The sequence below is a fragment of the Virgibacillus sp. W0430 genome, from assembly GCF_051846935.1.
Classification (GTDB): domain Bacteria; phylum Bacillota; class Bacilli; order Bacillales; family Amphibacillaceae; genus JBPYCR01.
The window spans coordinates 27,380-48,295 of sequence record NZ_JBPYCS010000010.1 but is presented as its reverse complement, the minus strand read 5'-3'; the positions used below and the strand labels follow the sequence as shown (position 1 = coordinate 48,295).

At 38.1% G+C, this 20,916-nt stretch carries 18 protein-coding genes; all 18 read right to left on the bottom strand.

Features of this window, described 5'->3' with window-relative positions:
- Positions 1-7: 7 nt before the first annotated feature.
- Positions 8-1,666: a glycerol-3-phosphate dehydrogenase/oxidase gene (locus ACLIBH_RS07280; RefSeq protein WP_439316040.1), complete on the bottom strand. Its 1,659-nt coding sequence runs from the start codon at positions 1,664-1,666 to the stop codon at positions 8-10.
- 264 nt (positions 1,667-1,930) lie between these two features.
- Positions 1,931-2,455, bottom strand: a complete 525-nt coding sequence (locus tag ACLIBH_RS07275) for an acyltransferase (protein ID WP_439316039.1) — start codon at positions 2,453-2,455, stop codon at positions 1,931-1,933.
- Positions 2,456-2,458: 3 nt separating this feature from the next.
- Positions 2,459-3,094: a pyrophosphatase PpaX gene (gene ppaX / locus ACLIBH_RS07270; protein ID WP_439316038.1), complete on the bottom strand. Its 636-nt coding sequence runs from the start codon at positions 3,092-3,094 to the stop codon at positions 2,459-2,461.
- Positions 3,084-4,022 carry a nucleoside recognition domain-containing protein gene (locus tag ACLIBH_RS07265; protein ID WP_439316037.1) on the bottom strand — a complete coding sequence of 313 codons (939 nt, stop codon included), beginning with the start codon at positions 4,020-4,022 and terminating at the stop codon, positions 3,084-3,086. The genes ppaX and ACLIBH_RS07265 overlap by 11 nt, the downstream gene beginning before the upstream one ends.
- Before the next feature lie 34 nt (positions 4,023-4,056).
- Positions 4,057-4,920: a prolipoprotein diacylglyceryl transferase gene (gene lgt, locus ACLIBH_RS07260; RefSeq protein WP_439316036.1), complete on the bottom strand. Its 864-nt coding sequence runs from the start codon at positions 4,918-4,920 to the stop codon at positions 4,057-4,059.
- Between the two features lie 14 nt (positions 4,921-4,934).
- A complete protein-coding gene (gene hprK, locus ACLIBH_RS07255) occupies positions 4,935-5,873 on the bottom strand; it encodes an HPr(Ser) kinase/phosphatase (protein ID WP_439316035.1) in 939 nt (312 codons plus the stop codon).
- A gap of 378 nt (positions 5,874-6,251) precedes the next feature.
- Complete coding sequence (locus ACLIBH_RS07250; RefSeq protein ID WP_439316034.1) at positions 6,252-6,611, bottom strand: phage holin family protein; 360 nt, start codon at positions 6,609-6,611, stop codon at positions 6,252-6,254.
- 1 nt (position 6,612) lies between these two features.
- Positions 6,613-6,804, bottom strand: coding sequence for a PspC domain-containing protein (locus tag ACLIBH_RS07245; RefSeq protein WP_439316033.1), 192 nt, complete (start codon positions 6,802-6,804; stop codon positions 6,613-6,615).
- A gap of 286 nt (positions 6,805-7,090) precedes the next feature.
- Positions 7,091-7,765 carry a bacillithiol biosynthesis deacetylase BshB2 gene (gene bshB2 / locus ACLIBH_RS07240; protein WP_439316032.1) on the bottom strand — a complete coding sequence of 225 codons (675 nt, stop codon included), beginning with the start codon at positions 7,763-7,765 and terminating at the stop codon, positions 7,091-7,093.
- Positions 7,766-7,824: 59 nt separating this feature from the next.
- Positions 7,825-8,178: a YojF family protein gene (locus ACLIBH_RS07235; RefSeq protein WP_439316031.1), complete on the bottom strand. Its 354-nt coding sequence runs from the start codon at positions 8,176-8,178 to the stop codon at positions 7,825-7,827.
- Positions 8,179-8,592: 414 nt separating this feature from the next.
- Positions 8,593-11,472 (bottom strand): excinuclease ABC subunit UvrA, encoded by a 2,880-nt coding sequence (gene uvrA, locus ACLIBH_RS07230; RefSeq protein WP_439316030.1) that lies wholly within the window; start codon positions 11,470-11,472, stop codon positions 8,593-8,595.
- Between the two features lie 7 nt (positions 11,473-11,479).
- The gene (gene uvrB, locus ACLIBH_RS07225; protein WP_439316029.1) at positions 11,480-13,462 is read right to left on the bottom strand and encodes an excinuclease ABC subunit UvrB; all 1,983 of its coding nucleotides are present in this window, start codon (positions 13,460-13,462) and stop codon (positions 11,480-11,482) included.
- Between the two features lie 431 nt (positions 13,463-13,893).
- The gene (locus ACLIBH_RS07220) at positions 13,894-15,066 is read right to left on the bottom strand and encodes a PDZ domain-containing protein (RefSeq protein WP_439316028.1); all 1,173 of its coding nucleotides are present in this window, start codon (positions 15,064-15,066) and stop codon (positions 13,894-13,896) included.
- A 94-nt stretch (positions 15,067-15,160) separates the two neighbouring features.
- Positions 15,161-16,609: a S41 family peptidase gene (locus ACLIBH_RS07215; protein WP_439316027.1), complete on the bottom strand. Its 1,449-nt coding sequence runs from the start codon at positions 16,607-16,609 to the stop codon at positions 15,161-15,163.
- 317 nt (positions 16,610-16,926) lie between these two features.
- Positions 16,927-18,276 (bottom strand): murein hydrolase activator EnvC family protein, encoded by a 1,350-nt coding sequence (locus ACLIBH_RS07210; RefSeq protein WP_439316026.1) that lies wholly within the window; start codon positions 18,274-18,276, stop codon positions 16,927-16,929.
- A gap of 86 nt (positions 18,277-18,362) precedes the next feature.
- Positions 18,363-19,256: a permease-like cell division protein FtsX gene (gene ftsX / locus ACLIBH_RS07205; protein ID WP_439316025.1), complete on the bottom strand. Its 894-nt coding sequence runs from the start codon at positions 19,254-19,256 to the stop codon at positions 18,363-18,365.
- Positions 19,246-19,932, bottom strand: a complete 687-nt coding sequence (gene ftsE / locus ACLIBH_RS07200) for a cell division ATP-binding protein FtsE (RefSeq protein ID WP_439316024.1) — start codon at positions 19,930-19,932, stop codon at positions 19,246-19,248. Before ftsE ends, ftsX begins: the two co-directional genes overlap by 11 nt.
- A gap of 514 nt (positions 19,933-20,446) precedes the next feature.
- Positions 20,447-20,806, bottom strand: coding sequence for a cytochrome c551 (cccB, locus tag ACLIBH_RS07195; RefSeq protein ID WP_439316023.1), 360 nt, complete (start codon positions 20,804-20,806; stop codon positions 20,447-20,449).
- Between the last annotated feature and the right edge of the window lie 110 nt (positions 20,807-20,916).

The following is a 20,916-nucleotide window of genomic DNA, read 5'->3' as shown; positions in this document are numbered from 1 at the left end:
TCTTTTATTAGTGATAAAGGGACGCCTCACTTAACAATTGGTCCAATTCAGCCTGATGCCGTGCTTTTTCATGTTCGTCCCAGCTTAATCGAGTTGCCATATAAGAAATCACTTGATTTTTATGCTGAATAACCGAGTCAATATGAAAGTAAATTGCTGCCGTTCTTCGTACAAAAAAGTCTGCAGGCGAATAGACGGATTCATATTCGATCGCATAAATTAACTGTGCGAAAATCATTGCATCTATTGCTAGGCTTTTAGCTGTCTCTTTGTATTTCTCATATATTGTAAAAACTCGAGATACATTCGATCCATACATATTAATTAATGGAGACGCTATCGACTCATTTACCCCCAACTCAGCTGCTTCAAGCAGTTTCTCCTTAAAGAAAGCTGGCCAACCGCTTGAACCACCTACGTCCCCTCCTGAGATTGGCAAATGTTTCGTACTGGAAGCAGCATATTGCGCATTACTTTTTTCCTTCAGCTGGGCAACGACTAGATTAATGACATCTTCGGCCATTTTTCGATAGCCGGTTAGTTTCCCGCCGGCAATTGTAATAAGTCCGGTATTGGAAAGAAAAATTTCATCCTTGCGTGATAGTTCTGCTTGATTTTTCCCTTCATTAGAAATTAATGGACGTAAGCCTGCCCAGCTCGATTCGATGTCTTGTTTTGTAAGCTTCAGACTAGGAAACATATGTTGAATTGCATTTAAAAGATACGTTGCATCAGCTACCGTTACTTGAGGGGTCGCAATATTTCCCTCATAGCTTGTATCGGTCGTGCCGACATACGTTTTATCGTTTCTCGGAATAGCAAAAATCATGCGACCGTCCGGGGCATCAAAATAGACCGCTTGTTGTAAAGGAAAGCTGCGATTGGAAAAAACGATATGCACGCCTTTCGTTAATACTAATTCCTTTCCTTGTAAAGAGTCATCTACCTTTCGAAGTGAGTCTACCCATGGCCCAGTTGCATTAATTACTTTTTTTGCGAAAAGCTCATACGTCTCTCCAGTTAATTGATCCTCTACGATAACCCCACGTATTGATTGATCTGCAAAATAAAGGAAGTCAATTACCTTTGTATAATGTAAGGCGTGGATTCCTTTTTCAACGGCCTTTTTGAGCACTTCAATTGTCAAACGTGCATCATCCGTTTTGTATTCAACGTAATATCCAGCACCTTTAAGTCCTTCTCGTTTTATAAGCGGTTCAACTTGAAGTGTCTCTTCACTGTTGAGCATTGTACGACGATCTTCTTTCCTAACTGCCGCTAACCAATCGTATAACTTTAAGCCAATATTTGTCGTAATTGGGCCAAAGCTTCCCCCTTTATGAAAGGGTAGCAGCATTTTTTCTGGTGTTGTTACATGTGGGCCATTTTCATAAACGATTGCTCTTTCTCGTCCGACCTCTGCAACTAGCTTCAGTTCAAATTGTTTTAAATAGCGTAACCCGCCATGGATTAACTTTGTTGAACGACTTGATGTACCTGCTGCAAAATCTTGCATTTCCACCAGCCCTGTCTTAAGTCCACGAGTAACTGCATCCAATGCAATGCCAGCACCTGTTATTCCACCGCCGATAACCAATACATCCAGCTGCTCTAGTCGCAATTGTGCTTTTATATGGTTTCGATGCAAGCTAGAAAACTTGCCCATTTCACGCACCCCTCTCGTCTAGCTCGTACGATTTTGAAAAAAACCACAATACAAACTTATGCTTTATCGCATGAGTTGCTTGTGGTTTTTTGTTACCTCTAGCCAATAGTTCCCAGCTTCACTTAATGCTAGTTTACCATATGTCTATTGCTATTATAATTATTTTCAAGTCCATTACTTTATAATAACCATTTAATAAATAAAAAAAACTTCGTTGCAGTTTAGTGCTTTCCTATTATATAAAACGATTAAGCTGCAAGTACATTACGATTGCTTTGGAAGTGTTTTTCTTCGTTCTTCCATTTCTTCCTTTGTATAAATTAGCTTCATTGGGTTTCCTCCGACAAATGCACCAGCTGGGACATCTTTATGAACGAGAGAACCCGCTGATACAATTGCACGATCTCCGATTGTAATCCCCGGAAGGATGGTCGTATTCGCTCCAATCATCACTTCATTCCCAATTGTAACGAAGCCTGTCCGATATTCCGTTATCAAATATTCATGCGCCAAAATAGTTGTATTGTAGCCTATAATACTATTTTCTCCAATTGATATTTTCTCTGGAAACATTACATCGGGCATAACCATGAGGGCGAAAGAGGTATGCTTTCCTACCTTCATTCGTAAAAAAGTTCGATATAGCCAATTTTTAACCGATAGAAAAGGCGTATAACGTCCAATTTGAATAATAATGAAGTTTTTCATTACTTTCCAAAATGAAATTGTTTTATATATTTGCCATAAGGAATTCACTTCCCTGACATAAAAACGCTCCGTTTTTCGCATTTACTACACCCCAGCAATTTTTAACAAGTCTCGCATGTCTTCCAGCATATACGTAGGTTTAAATTCCATTAGATAGTCTTTTCCTTTTTCACTCCAAGCAACTGCAGCCGTTTTTACTCCTGCATTTTTGCCTGCTTCTATATCGTGATAGTTATCGCCAACCATTATTGTCGATTCGGGAACGGCATTTAGCCTGTTCATTGCTTTTAAAACCGGCTCTGGGTGCGGCTTAGGGTGAGTAACATCATCTATTGTGATGAGAGTATCAAAAAAACGATCAAGTCCTGTTAATGCAAGTCCTTTTTTAACTCCATGACGCATTTTAGCTGAAACGATAGCCATCTTAATATTTTGCTTCTGAAGCTGATCAATCGTTTCTAAAACATAAGGAAATGCTTTAACAAACCGATCATGGTGTTTTAAATTGTGTTCTCTATATGTATCGATCATTGCCGTTGCCCGTTCTGGATAAACCTTCTGAAACGTTTCAATAAGCGGCGGGCCGTTAAACTCCATTATTTCCTCTTTTGTAAAGCTTAACCCATAGTGCTGAAATGTATGCTCGAAGGACGCGATTATAAGAGCATTTGTATCAAGTAATGTACCATCGAGATCAAATAAAACTGTATCAATGTGCATGATATACTTCCTTTCTCTTGTCCATTCTATTCCATATAAAAGCAACCGACATCGTTAAAGCAATTGCCATTACTAAACGGATGAGAAGTAAAGGCCAAACAGGTATGCCAAGCGGAATAAATATTACTGTATCCTCAATGACCGCATGGCAGGATACGAGGAAAATGAGCGCAAGAATTGTATCTTTTCGAGATACACCGTCCTCTTTAACGGCTTGAATCATTACACCGGCACCGAATGCCAAGCCAATTGTTAATCCTGTTATAAGGGTCATAGACGTATTTCTTTCCATTCCTAGAAATTTAGTAAATGGTGCAAAACGGTTCGAAAGAGCAGTCAACCATCCTTTTTCCCGTAAAAACTGCATCGCAAGCATAAGTGGGAATATGACGAATGCTAATTGAACTACAGCTGTAAAAGCTGTTTGCATCCCATATAAGACAACTTCCAACCACCCATCCAGTACAACATTTGATGTTGTTATAAAGCCGTATTGTGCGGATTCAGATCCGCCTTGCCAGACGAGGTTAATTATAAACGCGGAGAACAACGCGAGACCTACTCGTATACCAGAGATTAACCACCAGCTCACACCGACTTTAGATGCCACAGAAGACTCAATAAATAAATTATGGGAAAAAGAGAGCATAACCGCTAAAATAAAAACCTCTTTTACAGTAAACTCAAACGATACAATGGCACCAATTGCTGCATATAAGTTAAGCGCATTTCCAAGCACAAGTGGCATAGCAGCTTCACCTGGCAACCCGATAAGACCCATTAACGGATTAAGAAGCTTGATAAAAGCCGGTAGTATTGGTGTATGCTGTAAAATCATAACGAATAACGTAACAGGAAAAACAATTTTACCTAACGTCCATGAAACATGTACCCCTTGCTGTAAGCCTCGCTTTAACGTCCCGACCAAATCTACCCCTCATTTCAAACAACTACATGTACGTCTATTTCTTTTTATTTTTATTACCTTTTTTGCGGTGCGATTTCAGTCGATTGCCTTTATAATCATGGTGGACTGTTTTTGATTTTCGGCGATATATGATGAGAATGATTGCCGAAATTATAAGCAAAATAGAAATAAATTGAGCTGTGCGTATTGACCCAATCAAATAAAGACTATCGGTTCGCATTCCTTCAATAAAGTACCTACCAACAGAGTAAAGCATTAAATAGGATAAAAACAATTCACCACGCAACGGATTATATTTACGTAGTAGAAGTAAGATAACAAATACAATGATATTCCATACAGACTCATATAAAAATGTCGGATGGTACATGATTCCATTAATACACATCTGATTCATAATAAAGTCAGGTAAAAACTGATGAAAGCTTTCATATGTAGATGCTGAAATTGCTCCACCATGGGCTTCTTGGTTCATAAAATTTCCCCAACGTCCAATCGCTTGACCGAGAATTAAGCTTGGAGCGACTATATCTGCCAGCTGCCAAAAAGAAACATCCTTTACTCGTGCAAAAACAATTGCAGTTAAAACGGAGCCTATTAGCGCTCCATGAATAGCAATACCGCCTTCCCAAACAGCAAAGACTTTCCACCAAGGACCGCTGCTATATCGATCCCATTCAAATAGTACATAATATATACGGGCAAAAATAATCGCTATCGGTGTAGCAAACATTATTAAATCCACTATAAGATCTTTTTTTAACCCAAGCCGATCTGCTTCTTTTGTAGCTAAATACAAGCCTAAAAACAAACCCGTAGCAATAATAACACCATACCAATAAATTGAGATGGGTCCTACTTCAATAAATACCCGGTTTAACGAAGGGGCATCGCACATCAAATCAATCACTCCTAGTACATTTCGTCATTTCCTTGTTTAATCATTGTAGCTAACTGATCCGAAAATTCCTCAGCTGTATTAACCCCCATTCGCTTTAGCCGGAAATTCATTGCGGCTACTTCAATAATAACAGCAAGGTTTCTCCCCGGTCGTACTGGAATAGTCGCCTTTGGAATTGTTACGTCCATAATTTTCATTGTTTCTTCTTCGATACCTAAACGTTCATACTGTTTATGATCATTCCATAATTCTAGTTCAATAATGAGCGAAATTTTTTTATGGTTTTTAACGGAGCCCGCACCGAATAAAGTCATCACATTTATTATTCCTAACCCTCTTATTTCTAACAAATGTTCAATTAGTGGAGGAGCACTTCCAATTAAGCTGTCGTAGTCCTCCTGACGTATTTCTACACTGTCATCGGCTACAAGACGGTGACCCCGTTTCACTAATTCTAGTGCTGTTTCACTTTTACCTACTCCACTCGAGCCCGTAATTAATACACCGACACCATATACATCTACAAGCACCCCGTGAATCGCTGTTGTAGGTGCAAACTTCACTTCCAAAAAATTTGTTATTCTAGTAATTACTCGTGTTGTTTTTCGAGGGGATTTAAGAATCGGTACGCCTGCATAATTAGCAGCATCCATTAAAGTTTCTGGAATGTCCAACCAATTTGAAACGACGATGCCTGGTGTTATATCTGTACACAAACGCTCCGCACGATCAATTTGTTCCTCTTCTGATAAGTCGAGAAAGTAACTCATTTCCGTTTTACCAATTAATTGTATCCGTTCCTTAGGATAATAATTAAAATAACCAGTCAATTCGATCCCTGGCCGCGAAATATCACTCGTAGTAATTTCACGATGCAACCCATCCTCACCAGCTACTAAAGTTAAATTGAAGTTTTCCAGTAAATGCTTAGTCCGTACTACTGATGGCATAATTATCCCTCCAACGGTTACAATAACTGCTATTTATTGTAGCATATTTTGTTACAAAACGTGATTATTGAATCAAATAGGGTACGTTAAATATTTGTGGGGAGATATTAATAATCTTGAAAAACACTTTTTTGTATTAAATATTCTATTTGTAAATCCGCTGCGACGCTCGCGGTTGACATATACCTCGCTTTCTAGGATTGCATGGGCAAATCCACAACTAATTTAGAGAGCTTTTCAAACTTCTTGAATGGATTTCGGCTGTTGCTTTCCCCAGTGGAGTCCTCCCATATTCCATTTGCTAAAAGAAAGCACTATGCTTCTTTCCAAATAGACAAAAAAAGCGTTAGAATTTAGTTTCCACGCTTTAAACTTTTGCTATCCCTTTCGTATATCTTTTATTAGCTGATTCAATATCGTATTAATAATTGAAATAATTATAGAAGCAATTATCGTCATTCCGAAGCCGTCAATTACAAAGGAATGGCTCATTAAACTTTGTGTAAAATAAAGTGTAATTGCATTAATTATAAATAGAAACAATCCAAACGTTATAACTGTAATTGGTAAAGTAAAAATTATTAATAGTGGCTTCACTATTATATTAAGAATCGATAATAAAAAGCTTGCCAATAAGGCAGTTGTAAAATCTGCAATATGAAAGGCGTCAAACAATTGCGCTACAGCTATTAAAGCAACCGCATTTAAAAATATAGATAACAGCCACCGTAAAATCATCTTACCCCTCCCATTCATCTGGAATGATAAAAATACTAGCAATATATAAGAAAATTAGTGTTCCTGCACTAAAAAACAGGCCTGCTATAAATATAATACGTAAGAAGCTGGAATCTAGACGTAAATAATTAGCAAGCCCACCTAAAACTCCATAAGATAAGCGGTCGCTTCTTGAACGATGCAATTGTCTCATGCGTATTCCTCCTCGTATGATTTGCAGGCTATAATTGGCGTTTCATTTACATTTCATCGTATTTATAGATTGTAAGTAAACGCATCGCCTTTTAAACGAGTGATTGGAGATAAACGAAAATGGTAAAGTAAATAATTACTATGTGCTGAAACGAAAAGAGAAGGCTGCATTTAAGGGTGCCGCATCGCCTTCTATGTTCTCATTTTATGCTCATACGTAGCATCGTTCGCTAATTAATATATTACGTAAATAACGCAATAAATAGCAAAGCCTATGTCAATTATAATTACGCTTCAGTATAGTCCCAAATGAAAAACTGTTCCTTACCTAACCGCTTTTCAAAATTTTTCCGCATCACGGCCATTTCCTGTGGTTGGTCTTCAAATCGCTTTAACATTCCTTCTGCTTGCGACTTATGCGTAAGTATTGCTTCCATTTTTTGATCAAAGACTGGGGTTACGTCATGAATAATATCTGGGTTTCCAAGTACTTCTTCAAAATTATTCGTAATTGCTGCCGCCCATACTATCGGGCGTTTTTCTTCTTCCATTAAGCGCACAGCTTCAATCGTCGCTTCTCCCAATGCATTATGATCTGGATGTACACCATGTCCAGGATAATGGGTAATTACTAAGGATGGATCAATTTCTTCCAATACCTCTTTTATATGCTGGGCTACCTTCTGTTTATCTTCAAACTCAATCGTTTTATCCCGATAACCGAGCAAACGAAAATCAATATCTAACATTTCACATGCTGCAATTAATTCTTTTTCTCTAATTTTAGATAAGGTTTCACGATTAGCAAATACGGGTGAGCCCATATTGCGCCCCATTTCTCCCAATGTTCCACACAAATAAGTTACCGGTACATCTTGCTTTCTAAAGTTTATAATTGTGCCAGCTGCACCAAACGATTCATCGTCCGGGTGCGGATATATAACAACAACATGTTTTTCCACATTTAGTCACCTTTCTTTTTGGGCGTATTTTACCTGACTTTTAAAATTATATCCCTATGCTATTCACCAAAGGGTGTTTCACTTAATTGTAAAGCAACCATTAAACGTCCTTCTGGATCATGACCTGCTAATAGTAGCTTCGATTGCTCATATAGTTCCCAATCCGTTAACCCTTCTGCATATACCCAACCATTTTCTGTTTTTAAACCAACACGATACGATCCATTTTCCCCGATAATTTTCGCTTCAGAAAAACGAATTTGTGCATTTCGGATATAAGCTCCTACATTAATTCCTTTATTATCAAAGTGACTCGCATATGCACCATTTGTTGTTTCTAAATGAATATAAACAGACTTGTTTTTAAACTTCTGTAACATGCTTTGGACACTTTCTATTTCAATCGGATTCATGCTTCCGTACCTCCCTGTAATAGTCTATTATAGCTTAACGAATCGATTCGAGTGCGTCAAAATATAAAGCTTATGAGATTGAGTCACGTATTTGTGGGTGTTATTTTAAGAAGTTAAAAAACCTCTCTTTGTATTCGTTAATTTTAGTATTGCTTCCTACCGACCGCAGTAGATATACACTACGCTTTCCGAGGAGGCTGAAGCCGTGCCCGTGGAAAGCATTCACCTGCAGTGAACATCAACGGTGTTATTCATGTGTATATCGTTCGAAGTAAAATTGATCACATATTATCTAGTTAGATTCGTGCATCTGTTCCCCCACAAACATTTTACGCATACAGCTTATGAAAAAAAGGCTCATCGATCGTGTGAAAAATGATGAATGAGCCTTTTTATACTTTATTTTCGCTTTAGTTATTTAACCGTCGCTGATTTTTCCTTTGCTGCCACTTTAAGCTGCATACGCTCTTCATCACGCTCTAATATTGGCTTTAAATATTTTCCAGTATAAGATGCCGTCTTTGCCGCTATCTCCTCAGGAGTTCCGGTAGCTATAATCTCTCCACCTCCATCTCCACCTTCTGGACCGAGATCAATAATATAATCTGCAGTTTTAATAACGTCAAGGTTATGCTCGATGATTAACACGGTATCCCCATTATCGACGAGCCGCTGGAGGACGCGAAGTAAGCGACGGATATCGTCCGCATGCAATCCGGTTGTCGGTTCGTCTAAAATATAAAATGTTTTTCCATTGGATCGCTTGTGCAATTCACTTGCAAGCTTTACACGTTGTGCCTCACCACCGGATAAGGTTGTAGCTGGCTGTCCAAGCTTAATATATCCTAGTCCTACATCAAAAACTGTTTGCAGCTTTCGTTTTATTCTAGGTATATTACTGAAAAAATCGAGCGCTTCTTCAATTCGCATATCAAGAATATCAGCAATGTTTTTGCCTTTAAACGTAACTTCTAGCGTTTCACGATTATATCGTTTACCATGACACACCTCACACGGTACATATACATCGGGTAAAAAGTGCATTTCAATTTTTAAAATACCGTCTCCACGACAAGCTTCACAGCGGCCACCTTTTACATTAAAGCTAAATCTCCCTTTTTTATACCCGCGCATTTTCGCTTCATTTGTTTGAGCGAAAACATCTCGAATATCATCAAAAAGGCTTGTATACGTAGCTGGATTTGAACGTGGTGTCCGTCCAATTGGCGATTGATTTATATCTATAACTTTCTCGATGTACTCCAGTCCATTCACTTCTTCGTGCTGACCTGGTTTATGTTTCCCTGTATATAAATGTTTAGCTAATGATTTGTATAATATTTCGTTAACGAGTGTACTCTTACCTGAACCTGAAACACCAGTGACAACTGTCATTAATCCAATTGGAAATTGAGCGGAAACATTTTTTAAATTGTTTTCCGTTGCTCCAACAACTTCAATAAAACGGTCATCCCGCTTCCGACGCTCTGTCGGCAAAGGAATATACTCTTTCCCGGATAAGTACTTGCCCGTTAGGGACTTTCTTGATTTCATCACTTTAGAAGGGGTTCCACATGCGACTATTTCACCGCCATGCTCGCCTGCTCCCGGTCCAATATCAATTAACCAGTCTGCAGCAAGCATTGTATCCTCATCATGCTCAACAACTATTAGTGTATTGTCAAGATCTCGCATTTGCATTAACGTGCCAATCAAACGATCATTATCACGCTGGTGCAATCCAATTGATGGTTCATCGAGCACATATAAAACACCTGTAAGCGCAGAGCCAATTTGAGTTGCCAATCGGATTCGTTGTGCTTCTCCACCAGATAGTGTACCTGAGGAGCGAGACATCGTTAAGTAATCTAAGCCTACGTTTTCTAGAAATTTCAGCCGTTCACATATTTCTTTTAAAATTAATCGTGAAATTTGCTTCTCTTTTTCGGTTAAAGGTAGCTGTGTGAAAAATTGTTTCGCTTCGGTTATCGAAAAGTCCGTCACTTCACTAATATGTTTTTTGTTCACCTTTACCGCGAGTGCTTCGTTTTTTAAGCGATATCCATCACACGTCGGACAGTTTTTTTGGGCCATATATTTTTCAAGCGTTTCCCTTATAAACTCAGAAGACGTTTCTCGATAACGTCTGGATATATTATTAATGACTCCTTCAAAGTGAATCTCACTTTCTCGGACGTTGCCAAAATCGTTGACGTAATAAAAGTATATTTTTTCTTTGCCACTGCCATATAAGATTTTATCCATTTGTTTCTTTGGGATGTTCTTTACTGGAGTGTCCATATCGATTCCATAATGATCACAAACACTTTTTAACAGCTGTGGGTAATATTGTGAGCTAATCGGCGCCCAGGCTGCTAATGCATGTTCATTCAAAGATTTGTCCCAATCAGGAATGACAAGGTCGATGTCTACTTCTAAATTCGTTCCTAATCCACCACATGTCGTACATGCGCCATATGGGCTATTAAAAGAAAAGAGTCGAGGCTCAAGCTCATCGATTGAAAAGCCACAAATAGGACATGCATGGTTTTCATTGAAAACAAGCTCTTCCTCACCAATAACATCGACTATAATGCGCCCTTCGCCTAAAGGCAATGCCGTTTCGATCGAATCACTCAATCGAGCAGCTATTCCTTCCTTAACAACAATACGATCAACAACTACTTCAATCGAATGCTTCTTATTTTTATCGAGCTTAATTTCATCGGTTACTTCCCGCATTTCGTTGTTAACGCGGATACGTACATAACCTTCTTTTTTTAAGTTTTCAAGCACTTTCACATGCTCGCCTTTTCTTCCGGTAACGACCGGCGCCAGAATCTGAATCTTTGTTCGCTCTGGATATTCTAATATACGATCCACCATTTGTTGTACAGTCTGAGAAGTAATTTCTATTCCATGCTCTGGACATATCGGTTTTCCGATTCGAGCGTAAAGCAAACGTAAATAATCATAAATCTCAGTAACTGTTCCAACCGTTGATCGCGGATTTTTACTCGTCGTTTTTTGATCGATTGAAATTGCCGGTGATAACCCTTCAATCGTATCGACATCCGGCTTATCCATTTGCCCTAAAAATTGACGGGCATATGCAGATAACGATTCGACATAGCGACGTTGACCTTCAGCGTAGATTGTGTCAAAAGCAAGCGAAGACTTTCCTGAGCCGGAAAGTCCAGTAACAACGACTAATTTATTTTTCGGTATCGTTACATCTATATTTTTTAGATTATGTGCTCTTGCACCTTGTATTTTAATCGATTTACTAGGCATGAACCTGTCATCCTTCCGCTTTTAGCTCAAAAATAATATCTCGCAGCTCGGTAGCTTTTTCAAAATCTAAAATTTTAGCTGCCTCACGCATTTCTTTTTCCATTTGTTCAATAACTTCTGCTTTTTCTTTTGCAGGTAATTTAACGATTTTCGATACACTGCCATCGTATTGCTCTGCTTTTTCTGCAGCAATTGTCGCTCGAATTACATCGCGCACTTCTTTTTTAATCGTTTTTGGCGTAATTTGATGTTTTTTATTGTAAGCCTGCTGGATTTCTCTACGGCGATTTGTCTCATCTATTGCCAATTGCATAGATGCTGTAATGCGGTCTGCATACATAATGACCTGTCCGTTCTCATTTCGTGCAGCTCTACCCATTGTCTGGATTAACGATCGTTCAGAGCGTAGAAAGCCTTCTTTGTCAGCATCCAATATGGCTACCAGTGACACTTCAGGAATATCTAATCCTTCACGCAACAAATTAATCCCGATCAGTACATCATATTTACCTACTCGTAAATCTCGAATAATTTCAATCCGTTCCAAGGTCTTTACTTCTGAATGTAAATACGCTACTTTCATACCGAGCTCTTTAAAGTAGTCTGTTAAATCCTCCGACATCTTTTTAGTTAATGTCGTAACGAGTACGCGTTCATTGCTTTCAACTCTTTTATTAATTTCGCCAATCAAATTATCAATTTGACCTTCAATTGGACGGACATAAACAATTGGATCTAACAATCCCGTCGGTCGGATAATTTGCTCCACCATTTCTGGTGAATGCTCTAATTCGTACGGGCCAGGCGTAGCAGAAACATAAATAAGTTGATTTGTCTTCCCCTCAAATTCCTCGAATTTTAACGGACGATTGTCTAACGCAGAAGGAAGTCGAAAGCCATGATCTACTAGCATTTGCTTCCTTGCTCGATCGCCATTAAACATACCACGAATTTGTGGCAAGGTCGCATGGGATTCGTCAATTACGACTAAAAAGTCGTCTGGAAAGAAGTCGAGCAGCGTATACGGTGTCGAACCTGCTTCTCGCAACGTTAAATGGCGAGAGTAATTTTCAATCCCCGAGCAAAAACCCATTTCTTTCATCATTTCAAGGTCGTAATTCGTCCGTTGCTCAAGTCGTTGAGCTTCCAATAATTTATTATCGGCACGTAATTCTTTTAATCGTTCTTCAAGCTCGTTTTCAATATTCTTAATGGCTACTTTTAACTTTTCTTCACGGGTAACGAAGTGAGATGCTGGAAAGATTGCTACATGTTCCCGATCGCCAACGATTTCTCCTGTTAAAGCATCTACCTCTCGTATACGATCGATTTCATCGCCAAAAAATTCAATCCGAATACAATGTTCTTCCTTTGAAGCAGGTATTATTTCTACCGAATCGCCACGAACACGAAAGGTCCCCCGTTTAAAATCAATATCATTTCGTGCGTATTGAATATCGACTAATTCACGCAAAAGTGCATCACGGCCTTTTTCCATTCCTAATCTCAAGGATAAGACCTGACTTTTATATTCCTCAGGTGAACCTAAACCATATATACACGATACACTCGCGACAATTAAGACGTCTTGTCGCTCAAATAATGCAGAGGTTGCTGAGTGCCGCAGCTTGTCAATTTCATCATTAATACTAGCATCTTTTTCTATGAATGTATCTGTAGATGGGACGTAAGCTTCTGGCTGATAATAATCATAGTAACTAACAAAATATTCTACTGCATTATTCGGAAAAAAATCTTTAAACTCACTATATAATTGACCAGCCAACGTTTTATTGTGTGCAATAACGAGCGTTGGTCGATTTATTTGTTCAACTACATTCGAGACAGTGTATGTTTTACCAGTACCAGTCGCACCAAGCAATGTTTGATGTCGCTGTCCGGACAGTACTTTTTCTACTAAACGTTTAATTGCCTTCGGTTGATCCCCTTGGGGTTGAAACTGTGCTTGCAATTGAAACCGATCGTCCACAATACAGCCCTCCAATTCAGCGCAAAGCTCTATAATAGTATGATTGATATTTAATCAACGCTTATTTTAGCTCGATATACAAACTTTTATATCTGTACGTTAATCTGTGCTGACACATTTTATTTTAACATATAAACGAACAAATATTCGATTCTTTTGCTTACTGACCGCCTTACTTATCCTTATTATTCCCCCCATTGTTTAATCAAAACAGTAGACGAAAGAAGAGAAATGAAAATTTAGGAGGGCACACAGAAATCGCGTAGTATTTCCGCAAGCATAGCAAAAAAGCCAAAGGCTGCCAATCGAAATGAAAAGGAAGCCTTTGACTGAAGTAGTGTTTGAAATTTTTGATAGCTATACTGCTATTGTTTTAATAATTATTTCTGGCGTAAAATAAATTACACTAGCTAGCAAATGCTACGATGCAATCATTCGCCACTTTTATATGGAGGTGCAGAAAAAATAATTCCTAATTTATGATGATCTCCCTCATAAAAAGGACTTTGCAAGAAGCGTATTTCCTTATCATCATCAAGAACATCGAGCTTAAAGAATGCTCCACTCGCTTGCAGTGCTTCATAAAATTCAAGTGGCTGAGATACCTTTATTCCATTTACTTTTACTATCGTTTCCCCTACGAGAAGACCTAGACGCTCAGCGGGAGTTCCTGGAATAATACTAAGAACTTTTAGCCCTTCTTTTTGTTCATAAAAATACGGTTGAAGCTTTAGTTGGCGATGCCGATAATTAATTAACTCTTTTCCAAAAATACCTACAATAACAGCAACTATTGATAAAGCTGGAATATACAAGCTTCCTAAACTAATTATAATGACAATACATGCCAAGTATGCGACAGTACGTGCAAGCTCTTTTGCCCTTTTGATCGGTAGCATTTCTTCTACAGAATAATCAAACCCAATTAAAAACGGGAACAAAAGTAAGCTGTATGATGCTTCTCCAATTGAAAAATAAGGCCAATATGGAACGAACGGTGTAATTAGACCAGCGGGAACAAGCATAAAAAACGGAATAATCGCTACCTTTTTTATTTGGTGCTGGCCAATCCAATTGCCACGCTTGCTCAAGGCTAAGCGTGGATATGTTTCATTTCTTTTTATCCTGACGAGCAGAATCGCTTCAACCATTAAAAATATACCGAGCAGAATCGCTAAGCTGGTCATAGAGATATCATTAAATAAATGGGGCGTTATTACGTTTTGCCAACTGAATAATAATGGAAAAAACAATACGATTAGGTACGTCAGTCCAATTGTATAGCTAGCGGAAAGAAAACTAAACCGAAATGAAACTGTGAGTACAATCGTTAGTATGGTTAGCAATAGAGCAAATTCATAAGAATAAACAAACCCTACACCAACCGTAATAATTGAAATAATGAGCCCAAAGCTTAATGAAAACAGCCACGTTTGTTTAATCTCGGAAAAAACATCAAATATTTTAGAGCCAAAATCTCGCCGTTCACGCTTCACTCGTTTTAATCCTGTTACGAGTACAAGAGCAACAGCCCAATACAAAAGTGGATTTATAAAGAGCATGCCGATACCTTTGACTAGTTCTATTAACCATGCTTCAACCATTATGATCACCTTCTTGGCATAGATATGAAGCTATTATTTGTTTATCGTCTTCTATATGTTCTATTCGACATCCTTCGCATGAATTCCTGCTCTACTAATTGTATAAATGGTTTAGCGCCTCTTGTAGCTGTTGATCGTCTGTACCAGCTCGGATCTTCTCTACTACTTTTGTTTCTATTAAACTTGCTGTTTTTTCGTCCACATCTCCGGTCGGTTTAATGCTATGATCGGTTTGAAATTCTTTTACAGCTGCTGTCGTTTGTTGATCGAAATACCCATCTGTCCGGTCGGTATCATAGCCAAGACCAGATAACATGATTTGTATGTTTTTTATTTTATCACTCGTATGATTGTAGGTGAGTGGCGCTTCTATTTGGATAGGATGGGAATAAAAGTATTCCGGCTGCTTTTTTTCTATCGTTGGTTCGACGCCTTTTTCATTTATCCAATTCCCTTCCGGTGATAACCATTTATAGAAGGTTAGCTTAATTGTACTGCCATCTCCTAGGGGTACTGCTTGTTGAACTGTCCCTTTCCCATAGCTTGTCATCCCAATAACATCATAACCAATCTCCTTCATTGCTACGGCTAATATTTCGGATGCAGAAGCACTTCCTTCATCAATGAGGACATTTATTGGATATGTCTTTTTCTTATCTAAATTCGTATAGTAAGGTTTTTTATTTCCCTTTTGATCTTCAATTTGAATATATGGGATATTGCTAGGGATAAAATGCTCCAATATTTTTTCTACAGAATCAAGTATCCCGCCAGGATTTCCTCGAACATCAATAATTAGCCCTTGAATTCCATCCGCTTCAAGAGTAGACAATTGCTCAGCGAATTCCTCCGCAGTATGCTCAGCAAAGGAAGTAATCGTTAATACGCCTGTTTTCTTGCCATCAATTGTCTTCATATCTGAGTATACCGTTTCAACTGGAATGTCATCACGAACGATTGTTACCTCAAAAGGCTCAGATACACCCGCACGTTGAATTTCTAATACGACTTCTGAACCTTTTTCACCGCGTATTTTTTCTACTGCTTCATTTAAATCGTAGCCTTCTAACTTTTCTTGATCGACGCTTAATATTTGGTCATTTGGTCGTAAACCAGCTGCTTCTGCTGGGGAATCTTTAATTGGTGCTACGATCGTTACTTTATCTTCCACCATGCTCACCTCAGCCCCTATGCCTTGGAAAGATGATTCGATTTGCTCATTAAACCGTTCCATCGCCTCAACGTCCATATAAGTGCTGTAAGGATCATCTAGTGTATTAAGCATTCCTTGAATTGCGCCTTCAAAAAGTTCGTCATCGGCTACATCGTTTATATAATGCTGCTTTATTAACTGATAAGCTTGCATCACTTTTGAAAGATCATCTTTACTATTGTCTAATTCTTTTTCAGAGATTATCGATGAACCAGCATTTTGTTTAAATAAATTTGTTTGTAATAGCTTGGCACCTGTAAATGCTCCTGCTAAACCACAAACAAAGGCTATAATTAATATTATAGCGAGATACCGTTTTTTAAAATACATACTTCCACCTCGAACATACTATTTTTTCTTATTTAATGAAGTTGTAAAATTGTAAAAAAAAATGGGTTGCTTGAAAAACGACATTGAAGTCCAAGCACCGGCTTTTGGTGCTCGTCCGTAAGCTCACGTTATGTAAAATTTAACGCATACGTGCATTGAGAAGTAAACTAAAAAGATAGAAACGCTCTTTTTAAATAACGTTTGCATTAACATTATATTTTTATGCGCCTTCGTTTAAAAAAGACATCACACGATACTGTGTGATGTCTTTAATATTATAGTTTATGCTTCGTAAATGCAACTACATGCCACTTGTTTTACTTCAAGTAAGAAAGCGGATTTTTCGGGTTTTTGTACCCACCTGGATGGATTTCAAAATGCAAATGCGATCCTGTGGAATTACCTGTACTACCCATACCGCCAATTTGTTGCCCTTGGCCGACACTCTGTCCAACAGAAACAGCAATACTGCTCATATGGGCATATAATGTTGTAAACGTCTTGCCATCAATCACATGAGTGATCATTACCGTATTTCCGTAGCCGTTCATCCATCCTGCGTAAGCTACTGCTCCAGATGCTGAAGCTTTAATTGGTGTTCCAACTCCAGCAGCAATATCAATACCAGCGTGTAATTTCCTTTTGTTAAAAATCGGATGGTTCCGATATCCAAAGCCGGATGAAAAACGTCCACTTGCCGGCCAAATAAAGTCACTATTACCACCACTGCTCACGTTATTATTAGAGCTCGTATCAGGGGCAGAGCCACTACTACTAGAGCTTTGCTGTTGTTGCTGTTCCTTTTTTTGAGCTGCTTCTAATTTAGCTTTCTCTTGTTCTGCCACTTGCTTTGCCTTCTGAATTGAAGCCGCTTGGGCAGCTATTAACTTACGCTCTTCCTCCACACTAATTTTATGATCTTCTAGTGCTTCGTATTCTTCTTCTAATTGCCCCATTAAATTCTCTTGTTCTTGTTTTTGTTGATTAAACTGGTTTTTCAAATTTTCTAGTTTATTCTTTTTTTCTACCAAAGCAGCTTTCTTTTCCTCAACAGATGCCTTTTTCTCTTCTACTTCTATTTGTTTATCTTGCAAAGCCTGTTTATCCGCTGCATGTTCTTCCATAATGGATTTGTCCTGATCCATAATTGCATTCACTGCAGATGAGCGGCTAATAAAATCGCCAAAGTTTTGTGAACCTAGCAAAACGGACATGTACTTAATGCTCCCGCCATTTTTTTGGATGGAGCGTAAACGTTCTTTAAGTAGTTCCTCGCGTTTTTCAATTCGTTCTTGTAATTCTTTAATATCTTGTTTTAATTGTTTAATTTCTTTTTCGAGTTGTTCAAGCTCATTATTTGTCTGAGCAATTTCCGATTCCTTCGTTTGTATTTCACTTTGTGTACGATCGAGCTTTTCACTAATCGATTGAATTTGCTCTTCTACCGTTTGTTGTTTTTGTTTATTATTTTCTAATTTCTCTTCCGTACTAGATTTATCTTTATGTAATTCATTTTCTTTTTCCTTGAGTTCGCTATGTTCTTTGTCAAGCTCTTTAATTTCTTTATTTACACTGGTTATTGACTCCGCAGCAATTGTATCCCAATTTACTAAACTAGTAGTTATAACGACAATAAAAGCTATAAAGCAGACAGACAGCTTTTTCATTTATCGATTTCCTCCCTGTATTTTAAAAAATAGAACGTTTGAGCAGCTAAGCAATAACTCAGCTGCCTTATTTCTGTCTAGTAAACTTATACCTTAAGAAACTTGCGAACACTCATCACGCTGCCCCAAACACCTATAACGATACCAATTGCTAATATAATTAAAGAGAGCTGCCATGCAAACGGATTAAATGGTAATAATTGGACGAAACTATAATTTACTTGCTCACTAACATTGTTAACAATGAAATAGTAGCCTGTCATAATAAGCGCAATAGGAATAATAGATCCTAAAACTCCTAACAGCATGCCTTCGATGAAAAATGGCCATCTAATAAACCCATTAGTTGCACCAACAAGCTTCATAATGCCAATTTCTCGGCTACGTGCCATGATCGTTAATTTTATTGTGTTTGATATTAGGAAAACAGCTGTTAATACGAGTCCCGCAATTAATACTAAACCGATATTTCGAGCATATTTGTTAAAGTTAAAGAGACGTTCTACAACGTCCTTACCGTAATTCACCTCATGAATATAATCGAACGATTCTATCTTTTCAGCGATTTTAACCGTTTCTTCAGGTCGTTCCGCTTTGACGATGTACGCATGGTTAAGCGGGTTGTCCTGTTCAAACATTTGCCATGATTCACCCTGCTCGCCCATTCCTTCAATCAAATTATTCAATTCCTCTTCCTTAGACGAAAAGGCAACACTAGCTACCCCATCTAATTGTTTCAGCTTTTCCCCCAACGCTTTTACGTCGGCATCTTCAGCAGTTACATCGATTAACGCTTTAATTTCGACATCTTCTTCTACTTTTACGGCCATCTGATTAATGTTTAGCATAAGAGCTAGGAAAGCTCCTACTAATATAAGTGTCGTAGTAACTGCCCCTACAGAAGCAACCATCATCCAGCCATTTCTTATAATGTTTTTAGCACCTTCACGGACATGTCGTTTCAATGTACTAAGCTTCATAACCATATTCCCCTTGCTGTTCATCTCTTACAATCAGTCCATCTTCAATCGCAATTACTCGTTTTTTCATCGCATTTACAATTTCTTTGCTGTGCGTTGCCATGATGACTGTTGTTCCTCTTGCATTAATTTCCTCAAAAATACGCATAATGTCCCATGATGTTTCGGGGTCTAGGTTACCCGTAGGCTCATCTGCGATAACAATTTTTGGTTGATTGACGATCGCTCTTGCAATCGACACACGTTGCTGTTCCCCGCCAGATAGCTCGTCCGGTATAAAGCGAGCTTTGTTTTTCAATCCTACAAGGTCAAGCACTTCCATTACACGCTTCCGTATGTTTTTAGGAGATTCTTCAATTACTTCAAGTGCAAACGAAATATTTTCATAGACTGTTAGTTTTGGAAGTAATTTAAAATCTTGAAACACCACACCAATCTCTCTACGTAAAAGGGGGACATTTTTTTCTTTTATGTCGGTAATACTCGTTTCATTAATACTAATTTTTCCAGAGGACGGTTTCGCTTCTCTGTACATCAACTTAACAAATGTCGATTTCCCTGCACCACTAGGTCCAACGACATATACAAACTCACCTTGTTCAATCGTAATGTTAATTCCATTTAGGGCTGTAACCCCATTTGGATACGTTTTATGTACACTTTCCATACTAATCATATATATAATCACCTTTAATTTTGTATAGTCTTTGCAGAAAGCCTCGATGTATATCGTTTCTTGTACTTTCTTCATATAGTATAACATCTTTCGCCACGATTTTTAGACAAATTAATATTACAATTATGTTTCAAAGTAGACTTCAACTGTAATAAATTTTAATGATTACTAAAATAACGAAGGAAATTAATAGGTAAAAAGAACTGGACAAAATAGACGTATTCGATAAAAATCGTCTTTCTTGTCTTTGAAAACATCTGTCTTCATCGGAAATAGATTGAATAAAGGGAAGCAAAGAGGAGAATAAAAGGCTGTAAAGAAGAAGGAATTAAAGGCTTTCTATGCGTGAAAAACGGTTTTCTAGATTTCTATCTTTTACTGGTCGCTTCACGGTTCGCACGAAGTAAAGTTGTAAGCTTTATTTTTACAAAATCAAAGGACGTCAGAACGATTTCAAATAAAATTTAAAAAAACTTACCGTCCATAAGCCGACGGTAAGTTTTTTGTACTATTTTTATTTCTTTTCTGCTAACCAATTGGCAAGCAAGTCTACATCATCACCAGAAACCAGTCCACCAGGCATATTTCCTTGCCCGTTTTCAATGATGTTGGCAATATCATCTGCAGAATGATCTGAACCAACGTTTGTTAGATCTGGACCAGCTCCGCCAGAAAGATCAGCTCCATGACAGGATGCACAGCTAGACTTATAAACATCTTCAGCAGCTGCAGTATCTACAGTGCCACCATCTCCAGCTTCTTCTGTTTCATCACCAGTATCTGCTGGCTCATCAGACGCTCCATCATCTCCACCGCCACATGCTCCTAGAACAAGCGCAGTTCCAAATAACAATGTTAAAAGCCATTTTTTCAATTTAAATCCCCCTAACACAATGTAGTTAGACCTTGCTAATACCTATTATAACCGATAATCGTCGATTTAAAACGAAATAGATTTTGTCTTTTAGACACTATTTCGCTCTA

Excerpts from the sequence above, each read along its gene's own strand:
- ACLIBH_RS07280 (WP_439316040.1), bottom strand. The coding sequence starts at position 1,666 with ATGGGCAAGTTTTCTAGCTTGCATCGAAACCATATAAAAGCACAATTG.
- ACLIBH_RS07275 (WP_439316039.1), bottom strand. The coding sequence starts at position 2,455 with ATGCGAAAAACGGAGCGTTTTTATGTCAGGGAAGTGAATTCCTTATGG.
- ppaX (WP_439316038.1), bottom strand. The coding sequence starts at position 3,094 with ATGCACATTGATACAGTTTTATTTGATCTCGATGGTACATTACTTGAT.
- lgt (WP_439316036.1), bottom strand. The coding sequence starts at position 4,920 with ATGTGCGATGCCCCTTCGTTAAACCGGGTATTTATTGAAGTAGGACCC.
- hprK (WP_439316035.1), bottom strand. The coding sequence starts at position 5,873 with ATGCCATCAGTAGTACGGACTAAGCATTTACTGGAAAACTTCAATTTA.
- ACLIBH_RS07250 (WP_439316034.1), bottom strand. The coding sequence starts at position 6,611 with ATGATTTTACGGTGGCTGTTATCTATATTTTTAAATGCGGTTGCTTTA.
- ACLIBH_RS07245 (WP_439316033.1), bottom strand. The coding sequence starts at position 6,804 with ATGAGACAATTGCATCGTTCAAGAAGCGACCGCTTATCTTATGGAGTT.
- ACLIBH_RS07235 (WP_439316031.1), bottom strand. The coding sequence starts at position 8,178 with ATGAATCCGATTGAAATAGAAAGTGTCCAAAGCATGTTACAGAAGTTT.
- uvrA (WP_439316030.1), bottom strand. The coding sequence starts at position 11,472 with ATGCCTAGTAAATCGATTAAAATACAAGGTGCAAGAGCACATAATCTA.
- ACLIBH_RS07220 (WP_439316028.1), bottom strand. The coding sequence starts at position 15,066 with ATGGTTGAAGCATGGTTAATAGAACTAGTCAAAGGTATCGGCATGCTC.
- ACLIBH_RS07215 (WP_439316027.1), bottom strand. The coding sequence starts at position 16,609 with ATGTATTTTAAAAAACGGTATCTCGCTATAATATTAATTATAGCCTTT.
- ACLIBH_RS07210 (WP_439316026.1), bottom strand. The coding sequence starts at position 18,276 with ATGAAAAAGCTGTCTGTCTGCTTTATAGCTTTTATTGTCGTTATAACT.
- ftsX (WP_439316025.1), bottom strand. The coding sequence starts at position 19,256 with ATGAAGCTTAGTACATTGAAACGACATGTCCGTGAAGGTGCTAAAAAC.
- ftsE (WP_439316024.1), bottom strand. The coding sequence starts at position 19,932 with ATGATTAGTATGGAAAGTGTACATAAAACGTATCCAAATGGGGTTACA.